Genomic DNA, 14507 nt, shown 5'->3' with positions numbered 1-14507 from the left:
CCCGATTCGCCCGTGACTTACCGTGTGCCCATCGCTGCCGATAGTGCAGCGTGACGGCCGATCGGTCGAGCACCGAGACCGGAAGCGAGGCGAGGCGATGATTGTCGTGACCCGACTCAACGACAGCCAGTTCGCGATCAATCCCGATCTGATCGAGCGCATCCACGAGAGCCCAGACACCACCCTGGTGATGTTGGACGGCGCCAAGTACATCGTGACCGAGTCGCTCGCCGAGGTGATCGCCCGCATCACGGAGTACCGCGCCCGCGTGATCAATCTCGCCTCCGCCATGCAGGACGAGTCCGAGTATCAGAACCACGGCCGCCCGCAGCCCGTTCTGCGCCCGGTCGCCAGGGCTCTCGAGCTCGCCCCGGACCCGGTTGACGCGCAGCCGGATGATCACAGCGATTCGACGAGGAGCAAGTAATGGATCCCGCCATCCTCATCGGCCTGGTGATCGCCTTCGGCTCACTGTTCGCCATGATGACCCTCGAAGGCACCGCCGTCACGGCGGTCCTGATTCCGGCACCGATGATTCTGGTGCTGGGCGCGAGCCTCGCGGTCGGCATGGCCGGCGGCACGCTCAGCGACACAATCTCCGCGCTCAAGGCCCTGCCCAAGGCGTTCATTGGGAAGTCGGTCAAGCCCAAGGTCACCATCGCCCGCCTCGTCACGCTCGCCGAGACGGCGCGAGCCGAAGGCCTGCTCGCCCTCGAACAGGAGGCAGAGAACGAGAGCGACCCGTTCCTCAAGAGGGCGCTGCAGAGCGTCGCGGACGGCACAGACGGCGAAGAACTGCGCATCCTGCTCGAAGATGAGATCCACACGGCTGACCGCAGCGCGCGCAACGCCGCCCGGTACTTCACGAGCGTCGGCGGCTACGCCCCGACGATCGGCATCATCGGTACCGTCGTGTCTCTGATCCACGTCCTGGAGAAGCTCGACAGCCCGGCGACGCTCGGTCCGATGATCGCAACGGCCTTCGTCGCCACCCTGTGGGGCCTGCTCAGCGCCAACTTCATCTTCCTGCCCATCGGCACCAGGCTGAAGCGCCTGGCCGAGCTCGAGAACGAGCGGATGACGCTGCTCATGGAGGGCGTGCTCGCCATCCACGCCGGCAGCCAGCCACGCCTGCTCGGGGAGCGCCTGCGGGCGATGGTGCCGCGTGCGAAGGACTCGGAAGCGGCATGAGCCGCCCAGGCCGCCGCTCGCGCGGCACCGAACACGCCGAGGAGCACGTCGACGAACGCTGGATGGCGTCGTACATGGACATGGTCACCGTGCTGATGTGTCTGTTCATCGTGCTCTTCGCCATGTCGACCGTCGACCAGGAGAAGTTCACCGCGCTCAAGAACTCGCTGGCCACCGGCTTCGGCACGGTGGAGGAGGGCAAGATCGACACCGCGAGTGGCATCGTCGTGCCGCCGGAGAAGGTCAGCGAGGAGGGAGACGGCTTCACCGATGTCGAGCTCGCCGTGACCGAGGTCGAGACACTGGTGAAGCTGCGCGATCAGCTGCGCTCGGCGCTCGAGGCCCAGAACCTGGCTCACGCCGTCACCTTCGTCATCGACCAGAGGGGGCTGACCATCGGCCTCATCGGCTGGGAGACGTTCTTCCAGCCCAACAGCATCGATCTGCAGGGGGAGGCCCTCGCCGTCGTCGACACGATCGGCCCGATCCTCGCTGCCTCCGCACACAGCGTCTCCGTCGAGGGCCATGCCGACTACCGCGGCTCGCCCAACCCGTTCCCCACCGACTGGGAACTCTCCGGTGGGCGGGCAACGCAGGTCCTCCGACGCATGGTCGAGACGGCCGGCTTCCCCGGCGGCCAGATCTCGGCCGTCGGCTACGGCTCGACCAGGCCGCAGCGCACGGGGGAAACGCCGGAGGACATGGCGTTCAACCGCCGCGTCGACATCGCCGTGCTCTCACCCCAGCCGGAGGCCGTGCGTGAGCTGATCCCGGATGTGCTCGCCAACGGAGGGAAGGCGCCGGCGGAACCCGAGGAACCAGCCGAACCCCCAGCCGCCCCAGCGAAAGCGGCAACGCCAGCGCACTGAGAGCAGGCCGACGGCGCCGCGTGCGACCGGATTCGCCTGTTTTGACGAAGACGGCTTACGGCGGCGCCCGAACTGCCGATAGTCGCAATCGTGACGGTACGAGAGAAGCAACAGCGCGCGGCTTCCGCGCAGCCCCGCACCGCCCAGGTCTACGATTTCCGGCGCCCGACGACGCTCGCCCGCGAGCACTCGCGCGTCTTGGAGCTCGCCTTCGAGACCTTCGCCAGGCAGTGGGCGACCCAGCTGACCGCGAAGGTCCGCGTGCTCTCGCAGGTGAGCTGCGAAGAGGTGCTCATGCACAGCTACGACGAGTACGCGGCCGGACTCCCGGCGACCACGGCGATGGTGCTGTGCTCGATCGACTCCAGCGCGGCCAAGGCGGTCGTGCAGTTCCCGGCATCCGCAGGGCTTTCCTGGGTTGCACGCATGCTCGGCGGCACGGGGGAGACCCAGATGCCGGAGCGGGTCTTCACCCAGATCGAGCAAGCGCTCGTGCGCCGTCTGATGGATGACGCCCTCGAAGACCTCCGCTACTCGCTCGGCGCGCTGCTGACCAACGACATCTCGATCGACGGCATCCAGTACAACTCGCAGTTCGCCCAGGCCGCCCCGACCTCCGAACTGATGATCGTTGCGAGCTTCGACGTGCGTGTCGGCGACCACCGCTCCCGCGCGACAGTCGCGATCCCCGCGGCCGTGATCCTGCCGCAGCTCGGCGAATCGAACCCGACGAGCCCCGTCGAGAACGCTCGAGGGCTCATCGAGGCACAGCTCGGAACGGTTCCCATCGACGTGGTGCTGCGCCTCGCGCCCGCTCCCGTGCTGCCAGGCACCGTGCTCGGCCTCACGATCGGCGATGTCATCCCGCTTCCGCATTCCCAGCACCGTCCGCTCGACCTCGTCGTCGACGGCCACGAACTCGCCGACGCAGCAGTCGGGATCAACGGATCCCGTCTGGCCTGTGTCGTCGTCAGCACCAAGGAGACAGCACGATGACGCCAAGCACGACCCTCGAATCCGGCACGGCCGAACGCTCGGCCGTTGACGCCCTCCTCGCGGTGCTCCCGCTGCCGGGGGTGAGTCACGCCGTCATCGCCCGCGACCTGAGCGGAAGCGAGGCCGCTGCCGCTGCCGCCGCCATGTCCGGTGCCGCGATGGCATCCTTCGTCGGCGCCCGTTCGGCCGACCTCGCCGTCGCGGTGCTCGACGGCGCGGCGCTGCAGAGCGCAGGCGGAAGCGACTCCCCGCTGATCTCGGCCGCCGATGTGCTGCGCCCATCGCTCGAGGCCGCGGCCGGGACACTCGGCAACGGGCTGCTCGGCGCGAGCACGATCGGTGACGCGGGCAGCCTCTTCGCCGATGATGAGGCCGTCGTCTTCGAACTGCTGAGCGGTGCGGATGACGCCGCAGCCGTGCTCGGCTGGTTCGCCGTCCGCGTGCGCGACGCCGTCACGGCGCCAGTTCACGGCCGCGGCGCGGCAACGCCAGGCTCCGCGGCATCCGACGCCGAGGTCGTCGGCAAGCTCGGCCGGATCAACAACGTCGAGATGGCGCTGACCGTCGAACTCGGGCGGACACGGATGACAGTGCGCGATGTGCTCTCGATCGAGCCGGGCGCCGTCATCGAGCTCGACCGCTCGGCTGGAGCCCCAGCCGATGTTCTGCTCAACGGCCGGCTGATCGCCCACGGCGAGATCGTCGTCGTCGACCAGGACTACGCCGTGCGCATCACCCGTATCCTCGACGTGGCGGACGGCGCGCTCTAGGTGGAGACCCTCTTCGTCGCGCTGCGCGTCCTGCTCTCCCTCGGTGCCGTCCTGGCACTGCTGTGGCTGCTGCAGCGACGCTTCGCGCGCGGCGGAGTCGGGTCGGCGGCCAAGGCGCGCGCCGCCAACAGCCCAACGGTCGTCGGGCGGCAGAGCGTCGGCTCCAAGGCCAACGTCGTCGTCATCGAGCACGACGGCAGGCGCTTCCTGCTCGGCGTCACCGAGCACGGCGTGAACGTGTTGCACAGCTCAGAGATCGAGCCGGCGCGCGGCCTCGACCCCGATCTCTTCGCCCGCGAACTCGCGGAGGCCGAGCCGGCCGATGTCGCTCTCGTCACCCAGTCGGCCGCTCCGTCAGACACGGCCTCGGCGTCGCCGCTCGCCGGCTCCATCCTGTCCGGCGAGACGTGGAAGCAGGCCGCCGCCGTCGTTCGGAACCGGCGGTGATGCGCCGCTGGGCAATCGCGCTCGGCATTGTCTCCCTCGTCGTCGGCGCCACCGTTCTCTTCAACGCGAGCGGTGCGATGGCCGCCCCGATCGACCCGACCCTGCCGACACCGCCTGCGGATCCCGGCGGCGGGGTCCAGGTGGAGATCAACGGGCCGAACGGCACGCCGTCATCGGCCGTCGTCACCCTCATCGGCATCACGGTGCTCTCCGTTGCACCGGCGCTGCTGCTCATGATGAGCTCGTTCACCAAGATCTTCGTCGTGCTCGCCATGACCAGGAACGCGCTCGCCCTGCCGACGATCCCGCCGAACCAGGTGCTCGCCGGCCTCGCCCTCTTCCTCTCGCTGTTCATCATGAGCCCGGTGCTCATGGCCATCAACGAGCTGGCCGTGCAGCCGTTCATCGCCGGCACGATCGACTTCTCGCAGGCGCTCGATGCGGCATCCGCCCCGCTGCAGGCGTTCATGCTCGCCCACACCCGCGAAGAGGACATCGCGCTGATGACGCGCGCGGCCGGGCTGCCGAACCCCGAGAACGCCGCGGCCGTGCCGCTCACGACGCTCATCCCCGCCTTCATGATCTCCGAGCTGCGTGCGGCGTTCATCATCGGCTTCGTGATCTTCGTGCCGTTCCTCGTGATCGACCTCGTCGTCTCCGCGGTGCTCATGTCGATGGGCATGATGATGCTCCCGCCAGTGATGATCTCGCTGCCGTTCAAGATCCTGCTGTTCATCCTCGTCGACGGCTGGGGGCTCATCATCACCTCCCTCATCACCAGTTATCGGGGTGGCTGATGGATGCCGCCGCCGTCCTCGACATCGCGATGCAGAGCCTCATCATCTCGGCCAAGCTCGCCGCCCCGCTGCTGATCACCGCGCTCGTCGTCGGGTTCACGATCTCGCTGTTCCAATCGATCACCCAGATCCAGGAGGTCACACTCTCCTTCGTGCCCAAGGCGATCGCGGTCTGCGCCGCCCTGTTCATCTCCGGCCAGTGGATGATCTCCGAGCTGATCAGCTTCACGGAGCACCTGTTCGCAATGATCCCGATGCTGATCGGCAGCGCCTGATGTTCGGCACGACGCTGAGTCTCGGCTGGCTGGAGGCCGTCGGTCTGGCCACGGTGCGGATGACGGCATTCCTCATGATCGCGCCGCCGTTCTCGTACCGGGCCATTCCCGCCCGTGTCAAGGCGATGCTCGGCGTCGGGCTCGCCCTCGCCGTGTCGCCGCGCGTCACGCCTGGATACGAGCCGCTCGACACCGGCGCGTTCTTCACGGCGCTCGCCCTTGAGTTGCTCGTCGGCGCCGTGCTCGGCTTTCTCGTCTCGCTCATCTTCTCTGCCGTGCAGTCGGCCGGCAGCCTGATCGACCTGTTCGGCGGATTCCAGATGGCGCAGGCCTTCGACCCGGGCTCGATGGTCAACGGTGCCCAGTTCACGCGCCTGTTCCAGATGACGGCGCTCGCGCTGATGTTCGCCTCCGGCGCCTACCAGCTCGTGATCGGCGGGATCGTCCGCTCCTACGACTCCATCCCGCTCGGGGGCGGGCTCGACCTCGCGGTCAGCGCCGAGCTCATGGTGACGGGGGTCAGCCAGATGCTGCTCGCCGCCGTGCAGATCGCCGGCCCGCTGCTCGTCGTGCTCTTCCTTGCGGATGCCGGACTCGGGCTCCTGACCCGTGTCGCGCCGGCCCTGAACGCCTTCGCCCTCAGCTTCCCGGTCAAGATCCTGATCACGCTCGTGCTGGCCGGGATGGTCGTGACCGTGCTGCCAGAGGTCATCGCCGCCCTCGCCGACGATGCCTTCACCACGATGCGGGAGGTGAAGTAGATGTCAGACGCCGCAGAGAAGTCCGAGCAGGCGACTCCCAAGCGCATGAAAGAGGTGCGCTCAAAGGGCCAGCTCACCCGCTCCCAGGATCTCGTCGCCTGGCTCGGTGTCGGGGCCGCGGCCGTCATGCTCTCCACGACGATCGCGCGGGGCACAGCGGCGGCCGAATCGCAGATGTTCGGCATCCGCGACATCATCGCGACGCCGAACCCCGAGCACGCCCTCGACGAGCTGGTGCAGGGGCTCGGCTCGATGCTCGGCACGCTCGGCCCGCTGTTCGTCGTCGTCGCCGCCGTCGTGCTGCTCGGTGCGGCAGCCCAGGGCGGCATCCACTTCCGCAAGTTCACCGGCCGCTACGAGCAGCTGAACCTCGTCAAGGGTGCAGGGCGCGTCTTCGGCATGCAGGCGCTCTGGGAGGGTGCCAAGTCGCTCCTCAAGACCCTCGTCGTCGGGCTCGTGCTGTTCCTCGTGATCCAGGGCCTGATGCCGGTGCTCACGAGTGCAGGCGGTCTGCCCGTCAGCGCGCTGCTCGCCGCGGCGGCCGACGGCTCGGCCGTGCTGCTGCAGGCCGCGGTCGCCGCCGGACTCGTGCTGGCCGCCGCCGACGTCTTCGTGGTGATGAAGCGCAACCGCAAGAAGACGCGGATGACCAAGCAGGAGCTCAAGGACGAGAACAAGAGCAGCGAGGGCGACCCGCTGATCAAGTCGCAGCGGCGCTCGCGCCAGCTCGCCATGAGCCGCAACCGCATGATCGCCTCCGTCGCCGGCTCGGATGTCGTGCTCGTGAATCCAACGCACATCGCCGTCGCCCTGCGCTACGAGGCAGGCAAGGCCGCTCCGCGCGTCGTCGCCAAGGGGCAGGGCATCATCGCCACCCGTATCCGCGAGGAGGCGGACGCGACCCGCGTACCCATCGTCAAGGACGTGCCGCTGGCCCGCGCCCTGCACGCCGAGTGCGAGATCGGCCACGAGATCCCGCTCGAGCACTACAACGCGGTCGCGCGCGTCCTCGCCTTCGTCATGGCGCTGAAGAAACGTGGCGCGGCGCAGGGCACGCACACCCTCGTTCCACAGAACACATCGGCACAGACCTCAGCACAGACCTCGACACAACCGCCTGCAGCACCTCGAAGGGCACTCTCATGAATCGAAATCTCGCCAAGCTCGCCGTTCCGATCGGCGTCGTGGGCATCATCCTGCTGCTGGTCGTTCCGGTTCCCGCCTGGCTGCTCGACATCCTGATCATCGTCAACATCCTGCTCGCGCTCGTGATCCTGCTCACGACGATGTTCATCCGCAAGCCGCTCGACTTCTCCGTGTTCCCGTCGCTGCTGCTCGCCGTGACGCTGTTCCGCCTCGGCCTCAACGTCGCCTCGACCCGCCTCGTGCTCGGCGAGGGCTACGCCGGCCAGGTGATCGAGGCCTTCGGGCACGTCGCCGTCGGCGGCTCCATCATCATCGGCAGCGTCATCTTCCTGATCCTCGTCATCATCCAGTTCATCGTCGTCACCAAGGGTGCGGAGCGCGTGGCCGAGGTCGGCGCCCGCTTCACCCTCGACGCCATGCCCGGCAAGCAGATGGCGATCGACGCCGATCTGAACGCCGGCCTCATCACCGACATCCAGGCGCGCGAGCGGCGCGCGGAGGTCTCATCGGAGGCCGACTTCTACGGTGCGATGGACGGTGCGTCGAAGTTCGTCAAGGGCGATGCGATCGCCGGCATCCTGATCATCATCATCAACGTGATCGGTGGCATCACGATCGGCATGGTCCAGCGCGGCATGGAACTCGGCGACGCCGTGAGCACCTACACGCTGCTCACGATCGGCGACGGCCTCGTCACCCAGATTCCCGCGCTCCTGATGGCGGTCTCCACCGGCATGATCGTGACGCGGTCAACCGCCGACGCCGACATGGGCACGACGGCTGGGAGCCAGCTGGCGCAGTCGCGCAACGCGCTCATGATCGCCGGCTGCGCAGCCATCGTCATGGCCCTCATCCCCGGCATGCCGATGATCCCGTTCATCGTGATCGGCGCCTTCCTCATCTGGGGCGCCCAGAAGGTGAAGGCGCGGACGATCCGCGACGAGGCCGCCGCGAAGGCCCCGGATGCCGGCCCGCCGACGGTCGCGGAGACCACAGACGATCTGATCGAACAGATGCGCGTGCACGCTCTCGAGATCCTGCTCGCCCCCGACCTCGTCGACGTCGTCTCCGGCGCGTCCGATGATCTGCTCGGGCGGGTGCGGGCGCTCCGCCGCAAGATCGCCATGGAACTCGGCATCGTCGTGCCGCCCGTGCGCACCCGCGACAGCATCGAGCTGCCGGCGTCCACCTACGTGATTCGCATCGCCGGCGTCGAGGCCGGCCGCGGCATCGCGCCGGGCGGGCGGGTGCTCGCCCTCGGCGATGCGCTGGAGGCGCTGCCGGGGACGACCACGATCGAACCCGTCTTCGGGCTGCCAGGCAAGTGGGTTCCGGCCGAGCTGCGGCACAGCGCGGAGATGGCGGGCGCGACGGTGATCGACCGCGTGTCGGTGATCGTGACGCACCTCTCCTCGATCGTCACGGCCAACGCCGCGCGTCTGCTCACCCGCGAGGATGTGCGCGTGCTGAGCGACGGCGTCAAGCAGGTGAACCCGGCGGCCGTCGAGGAGCTCACCCCTGCCCTGCTCTCCCTCGCGGAGGTGCAGCGGGTGCTGCAGGGGCTGCTCGCCGAGCAGGTCGCCATCAATGACCTGCCCCGCATCTTCGAGGCGCTCTCCCTGCGTGCGAAGGTCTCCGTCGACCCGGAGGGGCTGATCGAGGCCGCACGCCAGGCGCTCGGTCCCGCACTCGTCGCGAAGCACCTCGACGGCCGCATGCTGCGCGTGGTCATGATCGACCCCGGCCTCGAGCAGAGCATGCTCGAAGGGCTGCGCCCGGCCGAGCACGGCACGCAGATCCTGCTCGATGCGAACAGCATGGAGCGGGTCATCGACTCGCTGCGCTCGGCGCTCGCTCATGCCGACGCGATCGGAACGTCCGCCGTTCTGGTGTGCGCGCCGGCGCTCCGCCCGGCCATCCACCGCCTCGTGACCCCGCAGACCGGCGTCGCCGTGCTCTCGTACAGCGAGGTCACCTCCGCAAACGTCGAGATCGAGACCGTGGGGGTGGTGCGCTCTGTCACGGCAGCTGCGGCTTGAGGGTCCGTCGCTGACCGCGCTGCACGAGCGCGTTCTGGCCGAACACGGCCGGCACGCGAAGATCGTCGCGGCCGAGCGGGTCGTGAGTGGCGGCATCCGTGGCTTCTTCGCCAAGCACCACTTCGAGGTCACCGTCGAACTCCCGGAATCCGGTAGCCACGGCGTGCACAGCATGAGCCTGCCGACCCGTGTCGGCCTGGCAGCACTGCTCGAAGATGCCGAGAATGCCGAGCGGCAGCTGCTCGACGCACCGCTCGTCGAACAGCCGTCGACGGCGAGGCCGGACTTCGCCGCCCTCCTGGCGCAGATGACCTTCGACACGGCCCAGCCGATCGAACACCCCGTTCCGCGCGTGCCCGTCGCCGGGCTGCTGCCCATCACCGGAGCAGCGTTCACCCCGCCCACCGCGCAGGCCGCGATCGAGGCGGCACCGGCCGCTGGGCCGCCGCCGCTGCCGCTGCAGAGCCCAGGCGACCTCGTGCTGTGCATCGGCCTGCGCGCCGACGCCGAGATGCTCGCGCGCGATTGGGCCGAGACGACGGGCGCCGAGCTCATCCGGTGCGCCCCACGAGGTTCCGCTGCCGCCGATGCTGTCCCGGACGGCGCCGTGCTCTCCGACCGACGCGACGCAGCCGCCGCGCGGGCGCGCGGGGTCGAGCGCGGGGCGGCCTGCATCGCCGTGCTCGGCCTCACGGCACTCGGTGCAGAGGTCGATGCCGCCGGCGCGGACGGCCGCGATCGCCAACTCGGTGTCGCTGCCGGCATCCTGCCCGACCAGCTCTGGCTCGTCGTCGACGTCGGCCGCAAGCCGGAGGACACGGCGGCGTGGGTCGCCGCCTGCCGTGACGCACTCGACGTGCACGGCGTGGTCGCGATCGGCGGCGAAGAGACCTCCACCCCGCACTCCGTCGCAGCGCTCGGTCTGCCCGTGCTGTGGGCTCACAACTCCAACACGCGAAAGGATAGTCTGAGCTGATGCTTGTCTTGACGCGAAAACCAGGGGAGAAGATCCTCATCGGTGACGACATCGTCATCACCGTTCTCGACGCACGCGGCGACAGCATCCGCATCGGGGTGGACGCCCCGCGCGGGATCAAGATCCAGCGCTCAGAGGTCGTCCAGGCCGTCGCAGATGCCAATGTCGCGGCGACGACCGCCGGCGCCGACGACGAGCAGCGACTCGTGCAAAGCCTCGGCAAGCTCACAGCGCCCTCGGAATAGCCGCGCCGTCTGCGCGGTTCTTGTCGGAGGCGAACGCACTCACGAATCAAGGAGACACGGATGACGCGGGCACTGGAACTCGGAATCGATACCTTCGGCGACGTCACCTTCGACGCCGACGGGCACCCGCTCTCGCACGGTGAGGTGCTGCGCAACCTCGTCGAGCAGGGTGCGCGGGCCGATCTGATGGGACTCGACTTCATCGGCATCGGTGAGCACCACCGCGCCGACTTCGCCGTCTCCGCCCCTGAGGTCGTGCTCGCGGCGATCGCGGCGAAGACCGAGCGCATCCACCTGGGCTCGGCCGTCACCGTGCTCAGCAGCGACGACCCGGTTCGCGTCTACCAGCGCTTCGCGACCCTCGACGGAATCTCCGGCGGGCGTGCGGAGGTGATCCTCGGGCGCGGCTCGTTCACCGAGTCGTTCCCGCTGTTCGGGCTCTCGCTTGATCGCTACGAGGAGCTCTTCGAGGAGAAACTCGAACTCTTCGTCGAGCTGATCAAGCAGGGCCCGGTGAGTTGGCAGGGCACGGTCCGCTCGGGGCTGAGCGAGCAGAACGTCTACCCGCACACCGAGTCGGGAACGCTGCGCACCTGGGTCGGTGTCGGCGGCAGCCCGGAGTCCGTTGTGCGCACGGCACGGCACGGCCTTCCCCTCATGCTCGCGATCATCGGCGGCAGCCCCGTGCGGTTCGCTCCATACGTCGACCTCTACCACCGCGCGCTCGCGCAGTATGGGCAGCCCGCGCAGCCCGTCGGCATCCACTCGCCCGGTCACGTCGCCGAGACCGATGCGATCGCCCGCGAGCAGCTCTGGCCGCACTACTCGGTGATGCAGGAGCGCATCGGCCGGGAACGCGGCTGGCCCCCGATGACACGGGAACAGTTCGAGGACTCGGCCGGGCCGGACGGCGCGCTCTACGTCGGGTCGCCCGAAACGGTCGCGCAGAAGATCGCGGCAGCGGTGACCGCGCTCAGCGCGGAACGCTTCGACCTCAAGTACAGCAACGGCACGATGCCGCACGCGCAGCTGATGCAGAGCATCGAGCTCTACGGCAGCGCCGTGGCACCGCGCGTACGGGAGCTCCTCGCGGAATCGGTAGACTGAGGGGTATCCCCATCAGGCAACGAGGCCGGGCACGGTGATCCTGTGCGGCCACGCGAAGGAACCTTTGTGACTCAGCAGTTTGACGCCCACCGCACGCTCTGGATCGGCCGTGAAGAACGCGCCGAGGCGATGATCCCCATCATCGGCAGCCTCTACCGAGACCACGGGGTGGTGACATCGGTTCACGGCAGGCGGCTGTTGAATCGCTCGGCCATCGGGCTCCTCAAGGCACACAAGTTCGCGAAGCAGGTCGACGGCGCCGAGCTCGACGTCGACGACACGATGCGGGTGCTCGAGGCGCTCCGCGCGCTCCGACCCGGTCCGGCATCCATCGACATCGCCCGCCTCGTCTCCGGCTTCGCCGAGCGCGGCGACGGTCGCACGCTCGAGGAGTTCGTGCGCGACGAACTCCAGCCCGTGCTGAACGGTGACGATGCGTCGAGCGGCGGAACGGATGTCGTGCTCTACGGTTTCGGACGCATCGGGCGTCTGCTCGCCCGCATCCTGATCGCACACGCCGGTCACGGCGATGGTCTGCGCCTGCGCGCGATCGTCGTGCGCAAGGGTTCGGCGAACGACCTCGTGAAGCGGGCGAGCCTGCTGCGCCGGGACTCCGTGCACGGTTCATTCGACGGCACGATCACCGTCGACGAGGAGAACAACACGATCCTCGCCAACGGCACGCTGATCCAGGTGATCTACTCGAACGATCCCGCGTCGATCGACTACACGGCGTTCGGAATCAACAACGCCATCGTCGTCGACAACACCGGGCGGTGGCGCGACGCGGAGGGGCTCGGCCAGCACCTGGCCTGCCCGGGGGTGGCCCGCGTGCTGCTCACCGCGCCAGGCAAGGGTGAGCTGAAGAACATCGTGCACGGCATCAACCACGACACCATCACCGCTGAGGACACCATCCTCTCGGCGGCATCCTGCACGACCAACGCCATCACGCCGGTGCTCAAGGCCGTGAACGAGCGCTACGGCGTCGTGCACGGGCACGTCGAGACCGTGCACTCCTTCACCAACGATCAGAACCTGATCGACAACTTCCACTCCGGCGACCGTCGTGGCCGGTCCGCGGCGCTGAACATGGTGATCACCGAGACGGGTGCTGCCAAGGCCGTGGCCAAGGCGCTGCCGGAGCTGGCTGGCAAGCTCACGGGGAGCGCGATCCGCGTTCCGACGCCCAACGTCTCGCTGGCGATCCTCAACCTGCGGCTCGAGACGACCCCGAGCCGAGAAGAGGTGAACGCCTACCTGCGCGAGCTCTCGCTCGGATCGACCCTGCGCCAGCAGATCGACTTCATCGATTCCCCGGATGTCGTGTCCACCGATTTCGTCGGCTCGCACCGTGCCGGCATCGTCGACGGCCTGGCAACGATCGCCACCGAGAACAACCTCGTGCTCTACGTCTGGTACGACAACGAGTTCGGTTACAGCTGCCAGGTTGTCCGTGTGCTCGAGCAGATGGCCCAGACCCACCCGACCGTGTTGCCTGAGCGCGCAGCGGTCTAGCAGCCCATCCGGCGAGCGGCGCGGCGGACGGCGCCGCCGGCCCGCCTTTTCTGCGCGGGCCCGGTGAATTCACCGGGCCCGCGTGATTCTCGCGGGCCGGTGCTCGGCCGTGGTCAGCTGTTCGGCTTGTGCTTCTCGGCCGCGCGCTCGGCCGCCTCGGCCTCGCGCCGGCGGTCACGCGCAGCGTCGGCCGCTGCGGCCTCCTCCGGAGTCGGGGCGGTTCCGCCGAGGTGCCGCGGCTGCCACCAGGCGCCGGTGCCATCGACGGGGTAGCCGGTCTGCAACGTGTCGACCATGCTCTGCAGCGTCTGCCGCAGCCGCGTGGTGAGTTCGTGTGGCTCGTCCGTCGGCGAAACCGTGATCGCGTCGGCGATCGCTACCGAGATCGGTACCTTGTACGCCTCGCGCAGTGTCGGCTTGTGATTCTTCGTCAGCAGACGGTGTCCGCCCCACACCGCGACGGGGATCACCGGCACTCCGGCTTTCTGGGCCATGCGCATTGCTCCGCTCTTCAGCTCGCGCACGGTGAAGGATGCGTTCACCCCGGCCTCGGGGAAGACCCCGACGAGCTCACCGGACTTCAGCGCGGCGACGGCATTGTCGAACGCTGCATGCCCGGCTTTCATGTTCACGGGGATGTGGTGCATGCCGCGCAGCAGCCAGCCGACGAGCGGGTTGGCGAATGCGCTCTCCTTGGCCATGAAGCGCACGTGCCGTCGCGTGCCGAGGTAGACAATCCACTCGGTCAGCGCGAAATCGAGGTAGCCGAAGTGCGTGATGGCGAGGACCGCGCCCCCGTCGCGCGGGATGTTCTCGATGCCGGCGACGGACCGCCGCAGGCGCAATGCGCCGAAGAGTCCACGGCCGATGGCGATCATGGTCGAGTAGACGGGTTCGATCCTGCGTGTGGCCATAACTGAACTGTACGGCCGTGCGTATGCCCGCCGCGACATGCAAATGGGGCGCTACTCCCGTTCGCCCCGCAACCGTTCGATCTCGCGGCGATCCCGCTTCGTCGGGCGGCCGGCTCCGCGATCACGGACGGGCAGGAGTGCCATCTCGGACTTCGGCGGCGGAGGCGGGGTGTTGTCGGTGTAACACTCTGCGGCCACATCCGCACCGACCCGTTTGACGAGCAGGCGGCGAGCGACCACGATCCGGTCGAAGCCGGAGATGCGGATGCGGATCTCGTCTCCGATGCGCACCCCCTGCGCCGCCTTGACACGTTCACCGTTCACCCGCACGTGGCCTGATCGGCAGGCCGCGGTGGCCGCGGAGCGCGTCTTGAAGAGGCGGACGGCCCAGAGCCAACTGTCGACGCGCGTCGTGCCATCCTGTGCCATGACTCGAGCCTAGGGGAGCGTAGCCTT

The 14507-nt window shown here is 68.5% G+C and carries 18 protein-coding genes; 15 read left to right on the top strand and 3 right to left on the bottom strand.

Annotation, left to right across the window (positions count from 1 at the left end; genetic code table 11):
- Positions 1-97 precede the first annotated feature (97 nt).
- The 11 genes from EV379_RS09180 (at position 98) to EV379_RS09130 (ending at position 9291) form a co-directional block, all read left to right on the top strand.
- Positions 98-427, top strand: coding sequence for a flagellar FlbD family protein (locus tag EV379_RS09180; RefSeq protein WP_130505873.1), 330 nt, complete (start codon positions 98-100; stop codon positions 425-427).
- The gene (locus EV379_RS09175; protein WP_130505872.1) at positions 427-1191 is read left to right on the top strand and encodes a motility protein A; all 765 of its coding nucleotides are present in this window, start codon (positions 427-429) and stop codon (positions 1189-1191) included. The genes EV379_RS09180 and EV379_RS09175 overlap by 1 nt, the downstream gene beginning before the upstream one ends.
- Positions 1188-2060, top strand: a complete 873-nt coding sequence (locus EV379_RS09170) for an OmpA/MotB family protein (RefSeq protein ID WP_130505871.1) — start codon at positions 1188-1190, stop codon at positions 2058-2060. The genes EV379_RS09175 and EV379_RS09170 overlap by 4 nt, the downstream gene beginning before the upstream one ends.
- Before the next feature lie 90 nt (positions 2061-2150).
- Positions 2151-3056 (top strand): flagellar motor switch protein FliM, encoded by a 906-nt coding sequence (locus EV379_RS09165; RefSeq protein ID WP_130505870.1) that lies wholly within the window; start codon positions 2151-2153, stop codon positions 3054-3056.
- Positions 3053-3826: a flagellar motor switch protein FliN gene (fliN, locus tag EV379_RS09160; protein WP_130505869.1), complete on the top strand. Its 774-nt coding sequence runs from the start codon at positions 3053-3055 to the stop codon at positions 3824-3826. The genes EV379_RS09165 and fliN overlap by 4 nt, the downstream gene beginning before the upstream one ends.
- The gene (locus EV379_RS09155) at positions 3827-4273 is read left to right on the top strand and encodes a FliO/MopB family protein (protein ID WP_130505868.1); all 447 of its coding nucleotides are present in this window, start codon (positions 3827-3829) and stop codon (positions 4271-4273) included. It abuts the gene before it with no gap.
- Positions 4273-5070 carry a flagellar type III secretion system pore protein FliP gene (gene fliP / locus EV379_RS09150; protein WP_130505867.1) on the top strand — a complete coding sequence of 266 codons (798 nt, stop codon included), beginning with the start codon at positions 4273-4275 and terminating at the stop codon, positions 5068-5070. Before EV379_RS09155 ends, fliP begins: the two co-directional genes overlap by 1 nt.
- Positions 5070-5345, top strand: a complete 276-nt coding sequence (gene fliQ / locus EV379_RS09145) for a flagellar biosynthesis protein FliQ (RefSeq protein WP_130505866.1) — start codon at positions 5070-5072, stop codon at positions 5343-5345. The genes fliP and fliQ overlap by 1 nt, the downstream gene beginning before the upstream one ends.
- Positions 5345-6106 (top strand): flagellar biosynthetic protein FliR, encoded by a 762-nt coding sequence (locus tag EV379_RS09140; protein WP_130505865.1) that lies wholly within the window; start codon positions 5345-5347, stop codon positions 6104-6106. The genes fliQ and EV379_RS09140 overlap by 1 nt, the downstream gene beginning before the upstream one ends.
- Positions 6107-7252 (top strand): EscU/YscU/HrcU family type III secretion system export apparatus switch protein, encoded by a 1146-nt coding sequence (locus EV379_RS09135; RefSeq protein ID WP_130505864.1) that lies wholly within the window; start codon positions 6107-6109, stop codon positions 7250-7252.
- Positions 7249-9291, top strand: coding sequence for a flagellar biosynthesis protein FlhA (locus EV379_RS09130; RefSeq protein ID WP_130505863.1), 2043 nt, complete (start codon positions 7249-7251; stop codon positions 9289-9291). The genes EV379_RS09135 and EV379_RS09130 overlap by 4 nt, the downstream gene beginning before the upstream one ends.
- Here the strand turns inward: EV379_RS09130 and EV379_RS09125 are convergent.
- Positions 9272-9460 carry a hypothetical protein gene (locus tag EV379_RS09125; protein WP_130505862.1) on the bottom strand — a complete coding sequence of 63 codons (189 nt, stop codon included), beginning with the start codon at positions 9458-9460 and terminating at the stop codon, positions 9272-9274. The genes EV379_RS09130 and EV379_RS09125 overlap by 20 nt on opposite strands.
- Before the next feature lie 3 nt (positions 9461-9463).
- Here EV379_RS09125 and EV379_RS09120 point away from each other — a divergent pair, with 3 nt between their 5' ends.
- From EV379_RS09120 to EV379_RS09105, 4 genes are all read left to right on the top strand, one after another.
- On the top strand, positions 9464-10267 hold the full coding sequence (locus EV379_RS09120; protein ID WP_130505861.1) for a hypothetical protein: 804 nt from the start codon (positions 9464-9466) through the stop codon (positions 10265-10267).
- Entirely contained in the window at positions 10267-10512 is a 246-nt protein-coding gene (locus EV379_RS09115; protein WP_130505860.1) for a carbon storage regulator, read from the top strand. The genes EV379_RS09120 and EV379_RS09115 overlap by 1 nt, the downstream gene beginning before the upstream one ends.
- A 60-nt stretch (positions 10513-10572) precedes the next feature.
- On the top strand, positions 10573-11619 hold the full coding sequence (locus EV379_RS09110; protein WP_130505859.1) for an LLM class flavin-dependent oxidoreductase: 1047 nt from the start codon (positions 10573-10575) through the stop codon (positions 11617-11619).
- Positions 11620-11721: 102 nt separating this feature from the next.
- On the top strand, positions 11722-13137 hold the full coding sequence (locus EV379_RS09105) for a glyceraldehyde-3-phosphate dehydrogenase (RefSeq protein ID WP_242616469.1): 1416 nt from the start codon (positions 11722-11724) through the stop codon (positions 13135-13137).
- A gap of 113 nt (positions 13138-13250) precedes the next feature.
- On the opposite strand, the gene EV379_RS09100 is transcribed toward EV379_RS09105, so the two are convergent.
- Together EV379_RS09100 and EV379_RS09095 are read right to left on the bottom strand one after the other, a co-directional pair.
- Positions 13251-14051: a lysophospholipid acyltransferase family protein gene (locus EV379_RS09100; RefSeq protein WP_130505857.1), complete on the bottom strand. Its 801-nt coding sequence runs from the start codon at positions 14049-14051 to the stop codon at positions 13251-13253.
- Between the two features lie 51 nt (positions 14052-14102).
- On the bottom strand, positions 14103-14480 hold the full coding sequence (locus tag EV379_RS09095; protein WP_130505856.1) for an RNA-binding S4 domain-containing protein: 378 nt from the start codon (positions 14478-14480) through the stop codon (positions 14103-14105).
- Positions 14481-14507 lie beyond the last annotated feature (27 nt).

This window comes from Microterricola gilva (assembly GCF_004217495.1).
Lineage (GTDB): Bacteria > Actinomycetota > Actinomycetes > Actinomycetales > Microbacteriaceae > Microterricola > Microterricola gilva.
Note: the sequence above shows the minus strand (reverse complement) of the source record. Positions and strands in the feature narration are given on the sequence as shown.

Coding starts and splice junctions, on each gene's coding strand:
- EV379_RS09180 (WP_130505873.1), top strand. CDS start 98: ATGATTGTCGTGACCCGACTCAACGACAGCCAGTTCGCGATCAATCCC.
- EV379_RS09175 (WP_130505872.1), top strand. CDS start 427: ATGGATCCCGCCATCCTCATCGGCCTGGTGATCGCCTTCGGCTCACTG.
- EV379_RS09170 (WP_130505871.1), top strand. CDS start 1,188: ATGAGCCGCCCAGGCCGCCGCTCGCGCGGCACCGAACACGCCGAGGAG.
- fliN (WP_130505869.1), top strand. CDS start 3,053: ATGACGCCAAGCACGACCCTCGAATCCGGCACGGCCGAACGCTCGGCC.
- fliP (WP_130505867.1), top strand. CDS start 4,273: ATGCGCCGCTGGGCAATCGCGCTCGGCATTGTCTCCCTCGTCGTCGGC.
- fliQ (WP_130505866.1), top strand. CDS start 5,070: ATGGATGCCGCCGCCGTCCTCGACATCGCGATGCAGAGCCTCATCATC.
- EV379_RS09140 (WP_130505865.1), top strand. CDS start 5,345: ATGTTCGGCACGACGCTGAGTCTCGGCTGGCTGGAGGCCGTCGGTCTG.
- EV379_RS09135 (WP_130505864.1), top strand. CDS start 6,107: ATGTCAGACGCCGCAGAGAAGTCCGAGCAGGCGACTCCCAAGCGCATG.
- EV379_RS09130 (WP_130505863.1), top strand. CDS start 7,249: ATGAATCGAAATCTCGCCAAGCTCGCCGTTCCGATCGGCGTCGTGGGC.
- EV379_RS09120 (WP_130505861.1), top strand. CDS start 9,464: ATGAGCCTGCCGACCCGTGTCGGCCTGGCAGCACTGCTCGAAGATGCC.
- EV379_RS09115 (WP_130505860.1), top strand. CDS start 10,267: ATGCTTGTCTTGACGCGAAAACCAGGGGAGAAGATCCTCATCGGTGAC.
- EV379_RS09110 (WP_130505859.1), top strand. CDS start 10,573: ATGACGCGGGCACTGGAACTCGGAATCGATACCTTCGGCGACGTCACC.
- EV379_RS09100 (WP_130505857.1), bottom strand. CDS start 14,051: ATGGCCACACGCAGGATCGAACCCGTCTACTCGACCATGATCGCCATC.
- EV379_RS09095 (WP_130505856.1), bottom strand. CDS start 14,480: ATGGCACAGGATGGCACGACGCGCGTCGACAGTTGGCTCTGGGCCGTC.